This window comes from Massilia sp. LMS1-1-1.1 (genome assembly GCF_040815535.1).
GTDB lineage: Bacteria > Pseudomonadota > Gammaproteobacteria > Burkholderiales > Burkholderiaceae_D > Janthinobacterium > Janthinobacterium aestuarii.
The window spans coordinates 1,898,096-1,915,832 of record NZ_JBFPNG010000001.1 but is presented as its reverse complement, the minus strand read 5'-3'; the positions used below and the strand labels follow the sequence as shown (position 1 = coordinate 1,915,832).

Genomic DNA, 17,737 nt, shown 5'->3' with positions numbered 1-17,737 from the left:
GGTACGTGTGAAGAAAGGTACAACAAAAAACAGGCGGCGCAAAGCCGCATTTCGGGCTTTTTACATTTTGTCGCAACAATCACCAAAGTGAGGCGCGATGCACCGATTTCGCAGGCGCGAGCGCACCAAAGAATGGCGTTGGGAAGGAGAATAGGGTAGGTCGGGTTAGCGCGCAGCGCGTAACCCGACATTGCGCAGCATGCTCAGGCTTGCGCAGGTGGGTGCAAATGTCCCAGTTCATGACTGACCGCATGCGCCACGATCTGCTCCAGCGACTGCTGCAAGTCTTCGCGCAAAGCCCCCCGCATGCCGATCAGGGCGTTTTGCAGGGCCGTTTGCAGGACGTGGGCGATGCGCTCTTCCAGCAGATGGTCAATCTTGCCCTGCACCTGGTGCAGGATGCGCTGCGTCAGCCGCTGTTCGATGGCGTCCCAGTCGGGCTGCGCCACCGTTGGCGGCAACGCCGGCGCTTCCTCGACGGCAGGCGCCGCTGCGGCGGGCGCGACGGCCTCGGCCACTTCCGGCCCCAGCAGCACCTCCGTCAGCAGAGGGATGCCCTGGTCGAATGGCTGCTGGCTCATGTCTTGCCTGCCACGAAGTGGGTCGGCTGTACGTTGTGCTGGCGGTAATGCAGGAAGCGCTGGCGGCCCGCCTGCGCATCTTGCTCATCCATGGAGACGATCTCGAAGACGCGCTGGAACTGCGCGTAGTTGGCCGGTGGCAGCTGCGACAGGTTGACGAGGATGTCGTGGTGCGGCAGCTCGGCCGCTTCGTCATCGGTCAGGATGATCGGCGTTTGCGCCGCCAGCGGATCACCGGCCAGCACGTGCGGCAGGAAATCCGTGGCGGAAATGGTCCACATGGCGCTGTTCAAGGCGTCGAGCTGGGCGCTGTCGGCCACCAGCACGACGACCTTGTTGCCGGCCATATAGGCCTTGCGCGCCAGACGGCAGGCATACGCCAGCTTGTCCGGCACGTTGCTGTGAAAATCGACGCGGCTCATGGCGATCAAGCGGCCATGCCGCTGTGGCGCAGCAGGGCGTCGATGCTCGGCTCGCGGCCGCGGAAGGCCGTGAACGATTCCAGCGCGGGGCGCGAGCCGCCGACGGACAGGATTTCCTGCAAATAACGCTTGCCTGCCGCCGTGGTGGCGTCAGGTTCCAGCGCCTTGGCTTCTTCAAACGCCGCATAGGCGTCGGCGGACAGCACCTCGGCCCACTTGTAGCTGTAGTAGCCAGCTGCATAGCCGCCGGCGAAGATATGCCCGAAGGCATTCTGGAAGCGGTTGAACGGGGGCGGGATGAGCAGCGAAAACTTGGCGCGCACGCCGTCAATCAGCTGCTGCACGCTCTGGCCCGTGCTGGCATCGTAGTCATAGTGCAAATGCATGTCGAGCAGGGAGAACTCCACCTGGCGCAGGGTTTGCAAGCCGGACTGGAAATTCTTGGCCGCCAGCATCTTGTCGTACAGCGCGCGCGGCAGCGGCTCGCCCGTGACGGCATGCGCCGTCATGTGTTCGAGCACTTCCCATTCCCAGCAGAAGTTTTCCATGAATTGCGATGGCAGTTCCACGGCATCCCATTCGACGCCGGCGATGCCCGACACGCCCAGCTCGTCGACGACGGTGAGCATATGGTGCAAGCCGTGGCCGAATTCGTGGAACAGGGTGATGACTTCATCGTGCGTGAACAGGGCAGGTTGAGCCTTGCCTTCGACCACGGCCGGCTCCGTGAAATTGCAGGTCAGGTAGGCGATCGGCGTTTGCACGTGTTGTGCGTCGGCGCGGCGGCCGCGCGCGTCGTCCATCCAGGCGCCGCCGCTCTTGCCGGCGCGCGCATACAGATCCAGGTAGAACTGGCCGACCAGCTTGCCGTCGCGCTCGATGCGGTAAAAACGCACGTCCTTGTGCCAGACGGGTGCCGTATCGGGTTTGATGTCGACGGTGAACAGGTTCTGGATCTGGCGGAACAGGCCGTCGATCACCTTGTGTTCAGGGAAGTACTGTTTGACTTCCTGGGCCGAGAACGCGTAGCGGCGTTCCTGCAGCTTTTCGGAAGCGTAAGGCACGTCCCACGCTTGCAGCTCGGCGATGCCCAGTTCTTCGCGGGCGAATTGTTTCAGTTCTGCCAGATCCTTCTCGGCGAACGGACGCGCGCGCTTGGCCAGGTCTTCCAGGAAAGCGATGACTTGCGCGGGCGAGGTGGCCATTTTGGAGACGAGCGACACTTCGGCGAAATTGGCGTAGCCCAGCAGTTTTGCCTCTTCGTCGCGCAATTGCAACAGAGTGACAATATTCTGAGTATTGTCCCACTCCTCTTTCTTGCTGAAGACGTCGCCCTGGTCCGACGCCTTGGTGGCGTTGGCGCGGTAGATGGTCTCGCGCAGCGCGCGATTGTCGGCAAATTGCAGGATCGGGTAGTACGACGGGAAGTGCAGCGAGAATTCATAGCCCTGCTTGCCCGCTTTTTCGGCGGCGGCACGCGCGGCGGCTTTCACGTCGTCGGGCAGGCCAGCCAGGTCAAGCTCGCTCTCGACCAGCAACTTGTAGTCATTGGTGGCGTCAAGCACGTTTTCGGAAAAACGCGTCGAGACGGCCGCGTGTTCTTCCTGGATGGCGCCAAAGCGCTCTTTCTTATCCTCGGGCAACTCGGCGCCGCCCAGGCGGAAGTCGCGCACGGCATTGTCGACGATGCGTCGGCGCGCCGGCGACAGGCTGGCGAAATCGGCACGGGCCTGCAATTGCTTGTATTTGCCGAAGAGGATTTCGTTCTGGCCCAGCTCGGTCCAGAATTCCGTCACCTTGGGCTGGTTCGCATTGTAGGCAGCGCGCAGTTCCGGCGTGTCGACCACGCTATTCAAGTGGTTGACGATGCTCCAGGCGCGGCCCAGGGTTTCGGCGATGTGGTCCTGGGGCGCGACGAAGTTTTCCCAGTTCACTTCTTCCATGGGCGCTTCCAGCTGCGCCACCGTGGCGCGCGCCTGGGCCAAAAGGGTATCGATGGCAGGCGTGACATGCTCGTGCGTGATCGCGTCGAAGCGTGGCAGGCCGGAAAAATCAAGCAGGGGGTTGGTATTCATCGTCGATTCCATCCATATATAAAAGGGCGGTCATGCCGCCCCGGTGATTCTTAAATGCGCTCGGCGGCCTCTACCGTGTTCATGAGCAACATAGTGATCGTCATCGGACCCACGCCACCCGGTACGGGGGTGATGTGGGAGGCGACTTCTTTCACGCCGGCAAAATCCACGTCGCCGCACAGCTTGCCTTCATCGTCGCGGTTCATGCCCACGTCGATGACGATGGCGCCTGGCTTGACCATGTCGGCCGTCAAGGTGTTGCGGCGGCCGACGGCGGCCACGACCACGTCCGCCTGGCGCGTGTACAGGCCCAGGTCCGGGGTCGCACTATGGCAGATGGTGACGGTTGCGTTCGCTTGCAAGAGCAGCAGGGCCATCGGCTTGCCGACGGTGTTGCTGCGGCCGATGACGACGGCGTGCTTGCCGCGCAAGTCCACGCCCGTGCTTTCGATCAGTTTCATGCAGCCGTATGGCGTGCAAGGGCGGAAGCCGGGCAAGCCCGTCATCAGTTCGCCGGCGCTCAGGACGGAATAGCCATCGACGTCTTTCGTCGTGGCGATCGCTTCGATGACCTTGTGCGGGTTGATATGTTTTGGCAGCGGCATTTGCACGAGGATGCCATGGATGGCCGGATCGGTATTCAGGCTGGCGATGCGTGCCAGCAAGTCCGCTTCGGACAGGTCCGCTTCATATTTTTCCAGCACCGAGTGGAAACCCACGTCGCCGCACGCCTTGACCTTGTTGCGGACGTACACCTGGCTGGCCGGGTCTTCGCCGACGAGGATCACGGCCAGGCCGGGCTGGGTGCCCTTGGCCGTGAGGGCGGCGGCGCGCGTGGCGATCTCGCTGCGCAGTTTTTGGGAGAGGGCGATTCCGTCGATCAGTTGTGCTGGCATGGTAGGAGGCTGTGTGGGAGGGAAAAGACAGATTATAAAGCCGGCCGGTGCAAAGGGGCGGTTTTGGCTATGCAAAGGCGTGACAACAGCGGGCCGGAGACGCGGGCCTGAGAAAATGCCGATGGCGGCGTTGCAGCTCCTTGCCGTACTGGCGTACTGTCTGTGTCGCCGCGCCTTGCCCTCGACATTTTTCAGGCCCGCTTGGCCCGGCATAAAAGCGGGCCAGAGACGCGGGCCTGAGAAAATGCCGATGGCGGCGTTGCAGCTCCTTGCCGTACTGGCGTACTGTCTGCGTCGCTGCGCCTTGCCCTCGACATTTTTCAGGCCCGCTTGGCCCGGTATGCCTGTGCGGGCGACCGGGGTGTACATTCGTTTTTGGCACTTTGACCACGCTAATTTCCGGGCGGAATTTGCGGCAGTGCAGCATAAATTTCATAGGGCGATTTCACAATACGAAATGCTATATCGTAATTTGAAAAATAGTAAATACGCTGTTAGAATCCCCACACTAAACCGGCTTAATAGTAAATAATCAGCGAAATACCGTCCGACAGCGATCCGGAAAATCGGGGTGGGGCGTTCACAAAGGAGACTCAACAGATGTCAGCTCAACTGAACCAGGTAACGACACAGATCGGCACCGACCCGGATATGCAGGAAACCAAGGAGTGGCTGGACGCGCTCGAAGCCGTTCTGGAAAATGAAGGTCCGGAACGCGCGCATTACCTGATGGAGCGCATGGTTGACCTGGCCCGCCGCCGCGGCGCCCAGATCCCGTTCTCCAGCACCACCGCCTACGTCAATACCATCCCCACCAAACAAGAAGCCCACTGTCCCGGCAACCTCGAATACGAAGAGCGCCTGCGCTCGTGGATGCGCTGGAACGCCATGGCCATGGTCGTCAAGGCCAACCGCGCCGACGGCGACCTGGGCGGCCACTTGTCGTCGTTCGCTTCGCTGGCGAACATGCTGGGCATCGGTTTCAACCATTTCTGGCACGCGCCTACGGCCGACCACGGCGGCGACCTGCTGTACATCCAGGGCCACTCCTCGCCCGGCGTCTACGCGCGCGCCTTCCTCGAAGGCCGCTTGACGGAAGAGCAAATGCTGAACTTCCGCAAGGAAGTCGACGGCAAGGGCCTGTCCTCGTACCCGCATCCGAAGCTGATGCCTGACTTCTGGCAGTTCCCGACCGTGTCGATGGGCCTGGGCCCGCACATGGCGATCTACCAGGCGCGCTTCCTGAAATACCTGCACGCACGCGGCATCGCGAAAACCGACAACCGCAAGATCTGGGCTTTCTGCGGCGACGGCGAGATGGACGAGCCGGAATCGCTGGGCGCGATCGGTCTGGCCGCACGCGACATGCTCGACAACCTGGTCATCGTGGTCAACTGCAACCTGCAGCGTCTGGACGGCCCGGTACGCGGCAACACCAAGATCATCCAGGAACTGGAAGGCGAATTCCGTGGCGCCGGCTGGAACGTCGTCAAGGTCATCTGGGGCCCGGGCTGGGACGCCCTGCTGGCGCAAGACAAGGAAGGCATCCTGCAGCGCGTGATGATGGAAACCGTCGACGGCGAGTACCAGAACTACAAGGCCAAAGACGGCGCCTACGTGCGCAAGCACTTCTTCGGCAAGCATCCGAAGCTGCTGGAAATGGTTGCGAACATGACGGATGACGACATCTGGCGCCTGACCCGTGGCGGCCACGATCCGCACAAGATCTACGCGGCATTCAAGATCGCCCAGGAACACAAGGGCCAGCCGACCGTCCTGCTGGTGAAAACCATCAAGGGCTACGGCATGGGCAAGTCCGGCGAAGCGCGCAACACGGCGCACCAGACGAAAAAACTCGACGACGAAGCCATCCGCGAAATGCGCGACCGCTTCTCGCTGCCTATCCCTGACGACAAACTGGCCGATATCCCGTTCTTCAAGCCAGCCGACGACGCGCCGGAAATGGTCTACCTGCACGAGCGCCGCAAGGCCCTCGGTGGCTACCTGCCGCAGCGCCGCCAGAAGTCGGAAGAAACCCTGCCGGTGCCTGGCCTGGACGCGTTCAAGAACGTGCTGGAAGCGACGCCTGAAGGCCGTGAAATCTCGACCACGCAAGCGTTTGTGCGCGTCATTTCGACTCTGCTGAAAGACCCGAACCTGGGCCAGCGCGTCGTGCCTATCCTGGTCGATGAATCGCGTACCTTCGGCATGGAAGGCCTGTTCCGCCAGATCGGCATCTACAACCCGAAAGGCCAGTTGTACGAGCCGGTCGACAAAGACCAGGTCATGTACTACCGCGAAGACAAGGCTGGCCAGATCCTGCAAGAAGGCATCAACGAAGCGGGCGGCATGAGCTCGTGGATCGCCGCGGCGACGTCGTACTCGACCAACGACCGCATCATGATCCCGTTCTACACCTTCTACTCGATGTTCGGCTTCCAGCGCATCGGCGACCAGGTATGGGCTTCGGCCGACATGCGCGCCCGTGGCTTCCTGATGGGCGGCACGGCTGGCCGTACGACCCTGAACGGCGAAGGCTTGCAGCACGAAGATGGCCACAGCCATATCTTCGCCGCGACCATCCCGACCTGCATGCCCTACGATCCGACCTTCAGCCATGAAGTCGCCGTCATTATCCAGGACGGCCTGCGCCGCATGATCGCCAACCAGGAAGATGTGTTCTACTACATCACGATCATGAACGAGAACTACGCCCAGCCAGGCATCAAGCCAGGCCAGGAAGAAGGCATCCTGAAAGGCATGTACAAGCTGCAGGAAGGTCCGGCGGACGCCAAGCTGCGCGTACAGCTGATCGGTTGCGGCACCATCCTGCGCGAATCGATCTTCGCCGCCGAGCTGTTGCAGAACGACTGGGGCGTGGCTGCGGACGTGTGGTCGGCACCGTCGCTGACCCTGGTAGCCCGCGATGGCCAGGATGCGGAACGCTGGAACATGGTCAACCCGTCGAAAGAGCAGCGCGTGCCGTACGTGACGTCGCTGATGCAGGACACGGACGGCCCGATCGTCGCCACGACCGACTACATGCGCGCGTTTGCAGAACAGATCCGCGCCTTCATGCCGAAGGGCCGCACTTATAAAGTGCTCGGTACCGATGGCTTTGGCCGCTCGGACAGCCGCGCCAAGCTGCGCGAGTTCTTCGAAGTGAACCGTTATTATGTCACCGTGGCCGCGCTCAAATCGCTGGCTGACGAAGGCAAGATCGACGTGTCGGTGGTGGAGCAGGCGATTGCCAAGTACGGCATCGACGCGAACAAACCGAATCCGGTGACCCAGTAATCGTTGTGCGGACCCGATGATGCCAGGGCGGTGCGAAAGCGCCGCCCTGGCGTGTGTGCGGGTCCATCTGACAAATAAAATAACGGAGCAAGCTATGAGCATTGTGGAAGTCAAAGTCCCGGATATCGGCGATTTCAAGGAAGTCGAGATCATTGAACTGATGGTCAAGCCAGGCGATACGGTCAAGGTCGACCAGTCCCTGATCACGGTCGAATCGGACAAGGCCAGCATGGAAATTCCATCGAGCCACGCCGGTGTCGTCAAGGAATTGAAAGTCAACGTGGGCGACAAGATCGCCGAAGGTTCGCTGGTCCTGCTGCTGGAAGTGGCGGACGACGCGTCGGCCCCTGCGCCGGCCGCTGCCGCCCCGGCCGCAGCACCTGCCGCTGCAACCCCCGCCGCCGCTCCTGCGGCCGCGCCAGCACCTGCCGCCCCTGCCGGCGCGCCGGCCCTGGTCGAAGTGACCGTGCCCGATATCGGCGACTTCAAGGAAGTCGAAGTCATCGAACTGATGGTCAAGGTCGGCGACAGCATCAAGGTCGACCAGTCGCTGCTGACGGTCGAATCGGACAAGGCCAGCATGGAAATTCCATCGAGCCACGCCGGTATCGTCAAGGAATTGAAAGTCAAGGTCGGTGACAAGGTTGCCAAGGGCAGCCTGGTGCTGGTCGTGGAAACGACCGGTGGCGCTGCTCCTGCCGCACCTGCCGCTGCTGCACCGGCACCGGCTGCGCAAGCTGCCGCCGCGCCAGCCGCCGCCGTCGCTTCGGCGCCGGTCGCCGCTGCTGCACCAGCTCCTGCCGCCGCGCCTGCCGTCAACGGCAAGCTGGCGCACGCGTCGCCATCGATCCGCAAGTTCGCGCGCGAACTGGGCGTGGACCTGACCCGCGTGGGCGGTTCCGGTCCGAAGGGCCGCATCACCCAGGAAGACGTGCAGAACTTCGTCAAGGGCGTGATGTCGGGCGCCGTCGCCGCACCAAATGCGCCCGTCGCTGCCAAAGGCGGTTCGGGCGTGGGCCTGGATCTGCTGCCATGGCCGTCGCTGGACTTCAGCAAGTTCGGCACGACCGAATTGCTGCCGCTGTCGCGCATCAAGAAAATCTCGGGCCCGAATTTGCACCGCAACTGGGTCATGATCCCGCACGTCACGCAGTTCGACGAAGCGGACGTGACGGATCTGGAAGCGTTCCGCGTCGACACCAACGCGGCCAATGCGAAGAACAAGGATGCGGCCAAGCTGACCATGCTGGCCTTCGTCATCAAGGCTTCCGTTGCCGCGCTGAAGAAATTCCCCGCGTTTAACGCTTCCCTGGATGCCAAGGGCGAGAACCTGATCCTCAAGCAGTACTACAACATCGGCTTCGCGGCCGACACGCCGAATGGCCTGGTGGTCCCAGTGATCAAGGGCGCGGACCAGAAGTCGGTCTCGCAGATCGCCCGCGAAATGACGGAACTCTCCTTGCAGGCGCGCGAAGGCAAGCTGAAACCGGCCGACATGCAGGGCGCCAGCTTCACGATTTCGTCCCTGGGCGGCATCGGCGGCACGCACTTCACGCCTATCGTCAATGCACCGGAAGTCGCGATCCTGGGTCTGTCGAAAGCCTCGATCAAGCCGGTATGGGATGGCAAGGCCTTCCAGCCACGTTTGATGATGGGCACTTCGCTGTCCTACGACCACCGCGTGGTCGATGGCGCGATGGGCGCGCGATTCTCCGTGTACCTCGGCGAAGTCCTGGCCGACATGCGCAAAATTCTGCTGTAAGGAGCGATTGATGAGCACAGTAGAGGTAAAAGTACCGAATATCGGCGACTTCAAGGAAGTCGAAGTCATCGAACTGATGGTCAAGGTTGGCGACACCATCAAGGTGGACCAGTCGTTGATCACGGTCGAATCGGACAAGGCCAGCATGGAGATTCCATCGACCCACGCCGGCGTCGTCAAGGAGTTGAAAGTCAAGGTCGGCGACAAGATCGCCGAAGGCAGCGCGCTGCTGGTGGTGGAAGCGTCGGAAGGCGCTGCCGCTCCTGCAGCCGCACCGGCGGCCGCTCCTGCGCCTGCAGCGGCACCGGCTCCTGCAGCGGCGGCACCAGCTGCAGCCGTTGCCGCCATCCCGGCCGGCAATTACAGCGGCCAGGTTGACATCGACGTCGACATGATGGTGCTGGGCGGCGGTCCTGGCGGCTATTCGGCGGCGTTCCGCGCGGCCGACCTGGGCATGTCGACGGTCATCGTCGAGCGCTATGCGACCCTGGGCGGCGTGTGCCTGAACGTGGGCTGCATTCCGTCGAAGGCGCTGCTGCACGTTGCATCCGTCATCGATGAAACGGCGCACATGTCCAACACGGGCGTGACGTTTGCCAAGCCGACGATCGACATCGACCAGGTACGCAAGTACAAGGAAGGCGTGATCTCGAACATGACGGGCGGTCTGGCCGGCATGGCCAAGGCGCGCAAGACGCAAGTGGTGACGGGCGTGGGCCAGTTCCTGTCCGCGAACCACATCGAAGTAACGGCAGGCGACGGCTCGAAAAAAGTCGTGCAGTTCAAGCAAGCCATCATCGCGGCCGGTTCGTCCGTGGTAAAACTGCCCTTCGTGCCGGAAGACCCGCGCATCGTCGATTCGACGGGCGCGCTGGAATTGCGCCAGATCCCGAAACGCATGCTGGTCATCGGCGGCGGCATCATCGGTCTGGAAATGGCGACCGTCTATTCCACATTTGGCGCGCGCATCGACGTGGTTGAAATGATGGATGGCCTGATGCAGGGTGCGGACCGCGACGCCGTCAAGGTGTGGCAGAAGTTTAACGAGAAGCGCTTCGACAACATCATGACCAAGACCAAGACGGTCGCGGTGGAAGCGCTGCCGGAAGGCATCAAGGTCACGTTCGAAGCAGCCGAAGCAGGTGCTACCGCACCGGCGCCACAGATCTACGACCTGGTGCTGGTGGCCGTGGGCCGCAGCCCGAACGGCAAGAAACTGGCCGCCGACAAGGCGGGTGTGCAGGTGACGGACCGCGGTTTCATCAACGTCGACAGCCAGATGCGCACCAACGTGCCGAACATCTTCGCCATCGGTGATTTGGTGGGCCAGCCGATGCTGGCGCACAAGGCCGTGCATGAAGCCCACGTGGCAGCGGAAGCCGCCTCTGGCCAGAAGTCGCACTTCGACGTCAAGGTGATCCCATCGGTCGCCTACACGGATCCGGAAGTGGCATGGGCCGGCATCACGGAAGACGAAGCGAAAGCCAAGGGCATCAAGGTCGAGAAGGGCCACTTCCCTTGGGCGGCTTCGGGCCGCGCCGTGGCCAACGGTCGCGCCGAAGGCTTCACCAAGCTGCTGTTCGACGCTGAAACGCACCGCATCATCGGCGGCACCATCGTCGGCACGCATGCGGGCGATATGATCGGCGAGATCGCACTGGCCATCGAAATGGGCTGCGACGGCACCGACATCGGCAAGACCATCCATCCGCATCCAACCCTGGGCGAATCGATCGGTATGGCCGCTGAAGTGTACGAAGGCGTGTGCACGGACTTGCCTCCACCGCGCAAGCGCTGATGTTGTAGCGCTGTGTTGTAACACTAAAAACCCCGCAAGCGATTGCGGGGTTTTTTATTATCCTGCCATCGTCGGCACGCACGCGGGCGACAGGGGAACGATGAGGCGGCGAAATCGCGCTGGCCATCGAAATGGGCTGCGACGGCACCGACATCGGCAAGACCATCCATCCGCATCCAACCCTGGGCGAGTCGATCGGCAGGTTGGCAAAAGCGCGCCGAAGCAGGCGTGTGCACGGACTTGCCGCCGCCGCGCAAGCGCTGATGAAGCGTTAACTTTCAGTACAAAAAAGCGGGACATGTTCCCGCTTTTTTTATTTCCCTTGATCTGCAGCATAGTAAAACGTGGTGTAGCGGTGCCTTGTGAAAATTTGTGAGTATTGCCGTGTGGAAAAAGTGGCAGAATGGAGGTCTGTCACCATGTTTTTCTTTTGCTTCGACGGAAGCGTGTGATTTTTCCAGGAATGTTGTCAGCGTGGGATACGGTCAAGTTCCGCTGTACTGAGAGAGCTTTGCAACGATGAAAAAATTTACCGCCCTTCATATTGCCGACGTCCGTTTGCGCCGGGCTGACGAGCAAGAGCAAGCCGTGATGCTGCATGCCTTGTACCAGGATGTGGCTGCTATCCTGGCGGCGGGCAAGCGGATCGATGCGATTTTCTTCACGGGCCAGCTGGTGGCGCCCGACGCCTGTGCCGGCACGACGCCCGTGTATGTCTACGAATACTTCCTGCGCCCCTTGCTGCAGGCGGCCAGCTTGCCTGGCGCGCGTTTCTACCTGGTGCCGGGCAGCCGCGCGCAGGGTGTCGCCGCTGCGGCGCTGGGCAATGCCGGCTTCAGCTTTTTCTCCGCCGATGAGCACGCCAGTGCCGAGCAGCGCGCGCACTACAAGAATATCCACGCCGTGTTCCATGGCCATCAGCATACAGGCGATGCCAGTTCGCTCATGAAGTCGCTGGGCATCCTGTTCAAGAGCAATCCCGGCAGTCTGTACGATACCAGTGGCCAGATGGCGGCGTTTGCCGTGCTCGAGTTCGGCACGGGCGAGGCCGCGGCCGATGGCGGTGCACCAAGCACGCGGTGGACGGTGTCCCTGCGCGAGTTCGATGACGTGAGCAAGAATTTCGCCCTGTCGGTGCTGTACACGCCGAATGGCCAGGAAACGGGGCAGGTGGATGCCGAGTATGTGTTTGCCACCTTGCTGCCGCAGCTGGCAGGCGAGCGCGATTATCTCGATGGCTTGCTGGGCAAGGCGGGCGCACAGCAGCGCGTGGACGCCGGCGCGGCTGCCGATGCGCGCGAATTCCTGATCGAGCTGGCGTTCGTGATGTTCGAAGCCAAGAGCGTCTTCCTCAATGAGGCGGAACTGGAGCGCTTTGCCAGCGACTATTGCGGCGTGAAGGGCTGGAGCATGGCGGCCGGTGATTGGCTGGCGCCGCTGTATGCGCATGGCTTGCTGTTGCGGGAAGATGGCCAGGTGGCGTTTTCCTTCGATTACTTCCGCACGTATTTCCTGGCGCAGCGCTTTGAAACCTCGTTCGACCTGATGCGCTATGGCCCGGACCGCTACGATGAAAGCGAGTCTTCACTCACTGTCGATGGCGCGTCGGCGGCCCAGCCTTTCCTGCGCGCGCTGGGCTTGAACGATGAGCACGCCGAAGCGGCGCAGCCGGAAGACTGTGGCCGCCCTGGCTGACCTCCCCGGTCAGCCTTCCCGCGTCAGTCCGCCAGCGGCTGGCGCAGGGTGCCGCGCAGGAACAGGTCGAGACTGACGGCTACCTTGGCGCGCAATTGCGCCACGTCCGGTTGCGTTTGTGGCGGAAACAGCAGGCGCGACATCTGGTCGCCCAGCAGGCAATTGAGCAGGTGCAGCGACAGCATGGCCGGCGCCAGTTCCGAGCGGAACAGGGGCGCGATGTCGGTGCGGCTGAAAAACCTCGTCAGCATCTCGCGCGTCTGTCCCGGTCCCACCTTGTAAAACGTTTCCGCCAGTTCAGGATGCGTGGCCGCTTCGGCCACCACCATGCGATTGAGGTGGATGGCCGCCGGCATCGTGACCAGTTGCACGAACAGCAGGCCGAACTCGCCCAGGATGGTGGGCAGGGGACGCATATCCGTTTCCAGTGCCGGCATGGTCGAGAAGTAGGCGGCGCGGCGCAATTCCACCACGGCATTGAACAAGCCCGACTTGCCGCCAAACTTCACATAAATCGTACGCACGGCCACATGGGCTTCGCGGGCGATCATTTCCAGGCTGACTTTTCCATACCCTTTTTCCAGAAACAGGCAACCGGCCGTGTGCAGAAGGTTGTCCATGCGCGCTTCCATGTCGGCCGCGCGCGGGCGGCCGGCTGGTTTGCCGCAGCAGGAAAGCTCCTGGGCGGCGTCGCCGGATTCTTTATCGGTAGGCAAGGTATCGCTGAGGCCGGGATCGGACATGGTCTGGGTCTCTTTATAAGTTGGAAGGTAAGTGATGGCTCACACTGTAGTGCAAATTAAAATGAAATGCAATCGTTTCATTTCTTGACTTTGGCTTTTCTTTGCCCAATAATGAACATATATCATTTCATTTCCGGAGCGAGTATGTCCAACCAGCCAGGCCAAGCAGAGCACAAAGTGCTGAGCGCCGTCCCACCTGCGGCCCCGGCCGCCCCTTCCGCGCCCGCCGCTTCCGCCAGCTCCGCACCACCGAACAACCGCGTCAAAATCATCGCCGGCCTGATCGTCCTCGTGGCCCTGGGCGCCGGCGCGCGCATGTGGTACCGCAGCCACTATTTCGTGGAAACGGAAAACGCCTATGTGGCCGGCCACGTGCATCCCGTCTCGGCGCGCATTTCCGGCGTCGTCACCAAGGTCTTCATCGACGACAATCAAATGGTGAAAGAGGGCGACGTGATCGCCGAACTCGATCCGTTCGACCAGCGCGTGAAAACCGAGCAGATCGCCGCGCAGATCGCCAGCGCCGAGCAGCAAGTGCTGCAAGCGGACGCGCAGATCGCGCAAGTGCAGGCGCAAGCCAGTGGCGCCCAGGCGCAAGTGGCGCAAGCCGATGCGCAGTTGCTGCGCGCAAAACAGGATGCGGACCGTTATGGCCAGCTGTACACGAGCCAGATGAAAGCCGTCTCGAAAGCGGAACTCGACGCGGCCAATGCGGCCCGCTCGAGCGCCGTGGCCGACCTGGCCGCCCGCCGCGACAGCGCGTCGGCCGCCAAGGCGCAGATTGGCGCGGCGCAAGCTGCGCGCGACGTGGCCAAGGCACAAGTGGCCGTGCTGCGCGTGCAATTGAAGGACGCGGAACAGCAGCTGCAATACAACCGCATCCTGGCCCCTGTCGCCGGCCGTATCGGCAAGCGCAACGTGGAAACGGGCATGCGCGTGCAGCCTGGCCAGCAATTGACGGCCATCGTGCAAGACAACGTATGGGTCACCGCCAACTTCAAGGAAACCCAATTGGCCGACCTGCACCGCGGCCAGAGTGTGCACGTGACCATCGACGCCATGCCGGGCAAGAAACTGGTCGGTACCGTGGACAGCTTCGCGCCTGCCTCGGGCGCGCAATTCGCCCTGCTGCCAGCCGATAACGCCACCGGCAACTTCACCAAGATCGTCCAGCGCGTGCCGGTGAAAATCGTCTTCCAGCCGGAAGACATCAAGGCCATGAATGGCCGCCTGGTGCCGGGCATGTCGGTGATCGCCGAAGTGGAAGTGAATCAGCCTGAAACGCAGCCGGCCGCGCGCCACGCCGCCGCTCCTGCCGCCCAGTCCACCACCCACTAAGCTTCCATGAGCAGCCCCTCCACCACCCTGGCGAAGCCGCCAGCGTTTCCCGTGATCGACGAGAAAGTCTCCGGGCGCACTTGGCTGGCGGTCGCCGCCGGCATGCTGGGCGCCTTCATGGCGGTGCTCGACATCCAGATCACCAATTCCTCGCTCAAGGATATCCTTGGCTCGCTGTCGGCCACCCAGGAAGAGGGCTCGTGGATTTCCACGGCCTACCTGGTGGCGGAAATTATCGTCATTCCCCTCACCGCGCTGCTGGCGCGCGTGTTCGGTCTGCGCACCTACATGATCGGCACCACCGCTTTCTTCCTGCTGTTCTCCACCCTGTGCGGCACGGCCTGGAACCTGGAAAGCATGATCGTCTTCCGCATGCTGCAAGGTTTCACGGGCGGCGCCCTGATCCCGATGGCGTTCACCCTGGTGATGCTCAAGCTGCCGCCGTCGAAGCGCGCCGTCGGCATGGCGATTTTCGGCCTGACGGCCACCCTGGCTCCGGCCATGGGCCCGACCCTGGGCGGGTATCTGAGCGAGCTGTATGGCTGGCCATCGATCTTCTACATCAACTGGGTGCCGGGCGTGCTGCTGATCGCCGGCATGATCTATGGCCTGGACAAGGAGCCGATGAAGCTCGAGATGTTCTGGAAGGCCGACTGGCTGGGCATCTTCTTCATGGCCCTGGGCCTCGGCTGTCTGACCATCTTCCTGGAAGAGGGCAACTCGAAGGACTGGTTCGACTCCGGTTTCATCATCGCCTTCGCCTCGATGGCCCTGGTGGGCATCCTGGGCTGGGTCGTCACCAGCGCCACGCGCGCCGAACCGTTCGTCAACCTGGCCCTGTATGGCCAGCGCAATTTTTTAGTGGCCACCGTGCTGTCGGCCGTGACGGGCATGGGCCTGTATGGCTCGGCCTTTTTGCTGCCCCTGTTCCTGGGCCAGATCGCGGGCTACTCGCCGATGCAGATCGGTGAAGTCATCATGTGGGTAGGCTTGCCGCAGCTGTTCATCATGCCGTTCGTCGCCAAGCTGTCGTCCGTGGTGGACAACCGCATCCTGTGTTCGTTCGGCCTCTTGCTGTTTGGCGGTTCGTGCATGATGAATGCCTACATGGACGCGTCCACCGGCTACGACCAGCTGCTGTGGTCGCAGGTGGTGCGCGCGCTGGGCCAGCCCTTCGTCATGCTGACCCTGTCGAACTTCGCCATGAAGGGCATCGCGCCGAAGGACATGCCGTCCGCTTCGAGCCTGTTCAACATGACGCGCAACCTCGGTGGCTCGATCGGCATCGCCCTGCTGGCCACGGCCCTGAGCACCCGCGAGCATTTCCATTCGCAGCGCCTGGGCGAAGCGATCAATGCGTATTCCAGCGCCACCCAGCTGCGCATCGACCAGCTGACGTCGTCGTTCATGGCCAAAGGCTATGACGCCGTCACGGCCGGCAACCAGGCCTTGCAGGCGATCGACGGCATCGTGCGCCGCGAAGCGTATGTGATGGCTTACAACGATGGCTTCTTCCTGATCGGCGCCATCCTGCTGGCCTGTATCGTGCCCCTGTGGCTGGCCGATAAACTCAAAGCTCCCGGTGGCGGTGGCGGCGGTCATTGACCGCGCACAGCTCGCACGTGCAGCACCTCAAGAACAAGAAGGTACACATCATGCAAACAGTATTGACGAAAATCGCGCTGGCCGCTTCCCTTGCCGTGGCGCTGTCCGCCTGCGGCACCGTGGGCCAGGATTTCACCGCGCCGGGCAATGTCGCCGGCACCGACACCTTCCGCCATGGCGCGGCCACAGCAGACGCCGCGCAACTGCCCAAAGAGTGGTGGAGCATCTACGGCGATGCGACTCTGAACCGCCTCGAGCAAAGCGCGCTGCAGGACAACCCCAGCGTGAAGGCGGCCGGCGAGCGCTTGCTGCAGGCGCTGGCGCAAAGCGGCACGGCACGCGCCAGCCAGCGCCCGAGCGTGAACGTCAGCACGGGTATCTCGAACTCGCGCACCTCGGCCAACACCTCGCAGGGCCTGGCGCAAGGCAACCGCTCGGTCAGCGGCAACAATTTTTCCGCGGGCGCCACGCTGTCGTATGAAGTCGACTTGCTGGGCCGCGTCAAGCGCATGGTCGAAGCGGCCGATTCCCAAGCCTTGGCGGCGCAAGCGGACCGCGACGGCGTGCTGCTGATGCTGTCGGCGCAAGTGGCCAACAATTACTGGCAGCTGCGCGGACTCGATGCGGAAATGGCCATTTTGAATGGCGCGCTCGACACGCGCCGCGAATCGGCGCAGCTGGTCGAAGCGCGCTTCAATGCGGGCTTGACGAATGAGCTGGACCTGGCGCGCGCGAAAGTCGAACTGTCGAACGCGCAGGCCGACCTGCATGAAGTCAGGCGCCAGCGCAACCAGCTGGAAAACAGCCTGGCCACTTTGACGGGCAAGCCGCCGTCGGCGCTGCAATTGCCGGTGGCCGCCGATCCGTCCGTCTTGCCGCTGCCGCCCGCCATTCCTGTCGGCTTGCCCGCCAGCCTGCTGGCGCACCGCCCGGACCTCGTTTCCAGCGTGGCGGGCCTGCGCGCGGCCAACGCGCAAGTGGGCGTGGCCGAAGGCGCGTTTTATCCGACACTGCAATTGACGGGCAATTTCGGCTATGCGTCGGAAAAACTGCGCGACCTGGCGCAGGGCGGTTCGCGCCAGTTCAGCTTTGGTCCGCTGGCCCTGTCCTTGCCGATCTTCGACGGTGGCCGCAACCAGGCCAATCTTGACCTGTCCAAGGCGCGCTATGCGGAAGCCGTGGCGAACCATGAAACGAAGCTCTTGACGGCCTTGCGCGAAGTGGAAGATGCGCTGTCCGACGTGGAGCAGCGCCAGTTGCAGGGCGATGCCCAGGCCCTGTCGCAGGAAGCGGCGGCGCGCGCCTACCTGGTGGCGCGCACGCGCTACGAGCGCGGCATCTCGACCTACCTGGACGTGACGGACGCGCAGCGCAGTTCGCTGGCAGCGGACCGCGCCGCCGCGCAGATCAAGACCCAGCGCCTGCTGGCGACGGTGGCCGTGGCCCGCTCGCTGGGTGCTGGCTGGCAGCCGGACGGCGAGCTGGCCAAGCTGGCGTCCGCACCTGCCGCGAAGGTGAACTAGGT

At 62.6% G+C, this 17,737-nt stretch carries 12 protein-coding genes and 1 pseudogene; 8 read left to right on the top strand and 5 right to left on the bottom strand.

The annotated features are described in order from the left end of the window. Positions 1-203: 203 nt before the first annotated feature. From MRBLMS1_RS08775 to folD, 4 genes are read right to left on the bottom strand one after another with little or no spacing between them, the layout of a single operon-like run. On the bottom strand, positions 204-581 hold the full coding sequence (locus MRBLMS1_RS08775) for a hypothetical protein (RefSeq protein WP_128142120.1): 378 nt from the start codon (positions 579-581) through the stop codon (positions 204-206). Beyond that, complete coding sequence (locus tag MRBLMS1_RS08770; RefSeq protein WP_139091052.1) at positions 578-1,003, bottom strand: DNA polymerase III subunit chi; 426 nt, start codon at positions 1,001-1,003, stop codon at positions 578-580. The genes MRBLMS1_RS08775 and MRBLMS1_RS08770 overlap by 4 nt, the downstream gene beginning before the upstream one ends. A gap of 5 nt (positions 1,004-1,008) precedes the next feature. Next, positions 1,009-3,078, bottom strand: coding sequence for a M3 family metallopeptidase (locus tag MRBLMS1_RS08765; RefSeq protein ID WP_485878908.1), 2,070 nt, complete (start codon positions 3,076-3,078; stop codon positions 1,009-1,011). A gap of 50 nt (positions 3,079-3,128) precedes the next feature. Next, positions 3,129-3,974 carry a bifunctional methylenetetrahydrofolate dehydrogenase/methenyltetrahydrofolate cyclohydrolase FolD gene (gene folD / locus MRBLMS1_RS08760; protein ID WP_034747393.1) on the bottom strand — a complete coding sequence of 282 codons (846 nt, stop codon included), beginning with the start codon at positions 3,972-3,974 and terminating at the stop codon, positions 3,129-3,131. Between the two features lie 600 nt (positions 3,975-4,574). Between folD and aceE the strand changes: the two genes are divergently transcribed. The 5 genes and pseudogenes from aceE to MRBLMS1_RS08735 all read left to right on the top strand — a co-directional run bounded on the left by aceE (position 4,575) and on the right by MRBLMS1_RS08735 (position 12,526). Then, positions 4,575-7,271: a pyruvate dehydrogenase (acetyl-transferring), homodimeric type gene (gene aceE / locus MRBLMS1_RS08755; RefSeq protein WP_034747396.1), complete on the top strand. Its 2,697-nt coding sequence runs from the start codon at positions 4,575-4,577 to the stop codon at positions 7,269-7,271. 94 nt (positions 7,272-7,365) lie between these two features. Next, positions 7,366-9,033: a dihydrolipoyllysine-residue acetyltransferase gene (gene aceF / locus MRBLMS1_RS08750; protein ID WP_485878905.1), complete on the top strand. Its 1,668-nt coding sequence runs from the start codon at positions 7,366-7,368 to the stop codon at positions 9,031-9,033. Between the two features lie 10 nt (positions 9,034-9,043). Beyond that, a complete protein-coding gene (gene lpdA, locus MRBLMS1_RS08745; protein WP_139091049.1) occupies positions 9,044-10,831 on the top strand; it encodes a dihydrolipoyl dehydrogenase in 1,788 nt (595 codons plus the stop codon). Positions 10,832-10,898: 67 nt separating this feature from the next. After that, a pseudogene (locus MRBLMS1_RS08740) lies at positions 10,899-11,095 on the top strand (dihydrolipoyl dehydrogenase); the annotation flags it as partial. Between the two features lie 255 nt (positions 11,096-11,350). Further along, entirely contained in the window at positions 11,351-12,526 is a 1,176-nt protein-coding gene (locus MRBLMS1_RS08735; RefSeq protein ID WP_485878903.1) for a hypothetical protein, read from the top strand. A 23-nt stretch (positions 12,527-12,549) separates the two neighbouring features. On the opposite strand, the gene MRBLMS1_RS08730 is transcribed toward MRBLMS1_RS08735, so the two are convergent. Then, positions 12,550-13,269 carry a TetR/AcrR family transcriptional regulator gene (locus MRBLMS1_RS08730; protein WP_485878902.1) on the bottom strand — a complete coding sequence of 240 codons (720 nt, stop codon included), beginning with the start codon at positions 13,267-13,269 and terminating at the stop codon, positions 12,550-12,552. Between the two features lie 144 nt (positions 13,270-13,413). Here MRBLMS1_RS08730 and MRBLMS1_RS08725 point away from each other — a divergent pair, with 144 nt between their 5' ends. Genes MRBLMS1_RS08725 through MRBLMS1_RS08715 form a run of 3 tightly spaced genes read left to right on the top strand, consistent with a single transcriptional unit; the run spans position 13,414 to position 17,735 of the window. Beyond that, on the top strand, positions 13,414-14,607 hold the full coding sequence (locus MRBLMS1_RS08725) for an HlyD family secretion protein (RefSeq protein ID WP_034747407.1): 1,194 nt from the start codon (positions 13,414-13,416) through the stop codon (positions 14,605-14,607). Positions 14,608-14,613: 6 nt separating this feature from the next. Beyond that, a complete protein-coding gene (locus MRBLMS1_RS08720) occupies positions 14,614-16,212 on the top strand; it encodes a DHA2 family efflux MFS transporter permease subunit (protein WP_070301420.1) in 1,599 nt (532 codons plus the stop codon). Between the two features lie 50 nt (positions 16,213-16,262). After that, positions 16,263-17,735, top strand: a complete 1,473-nt coding sequence (locus MRBLMS1_RS08715; protein ID WP_485878900.1) for an efflux transporter outer membrane subunit — start codon at positions 16,263-16,265, stop codon at positions 17,733-17,735. Positions 17,736-17,737 lie beyond the last annotated feature (2 nt).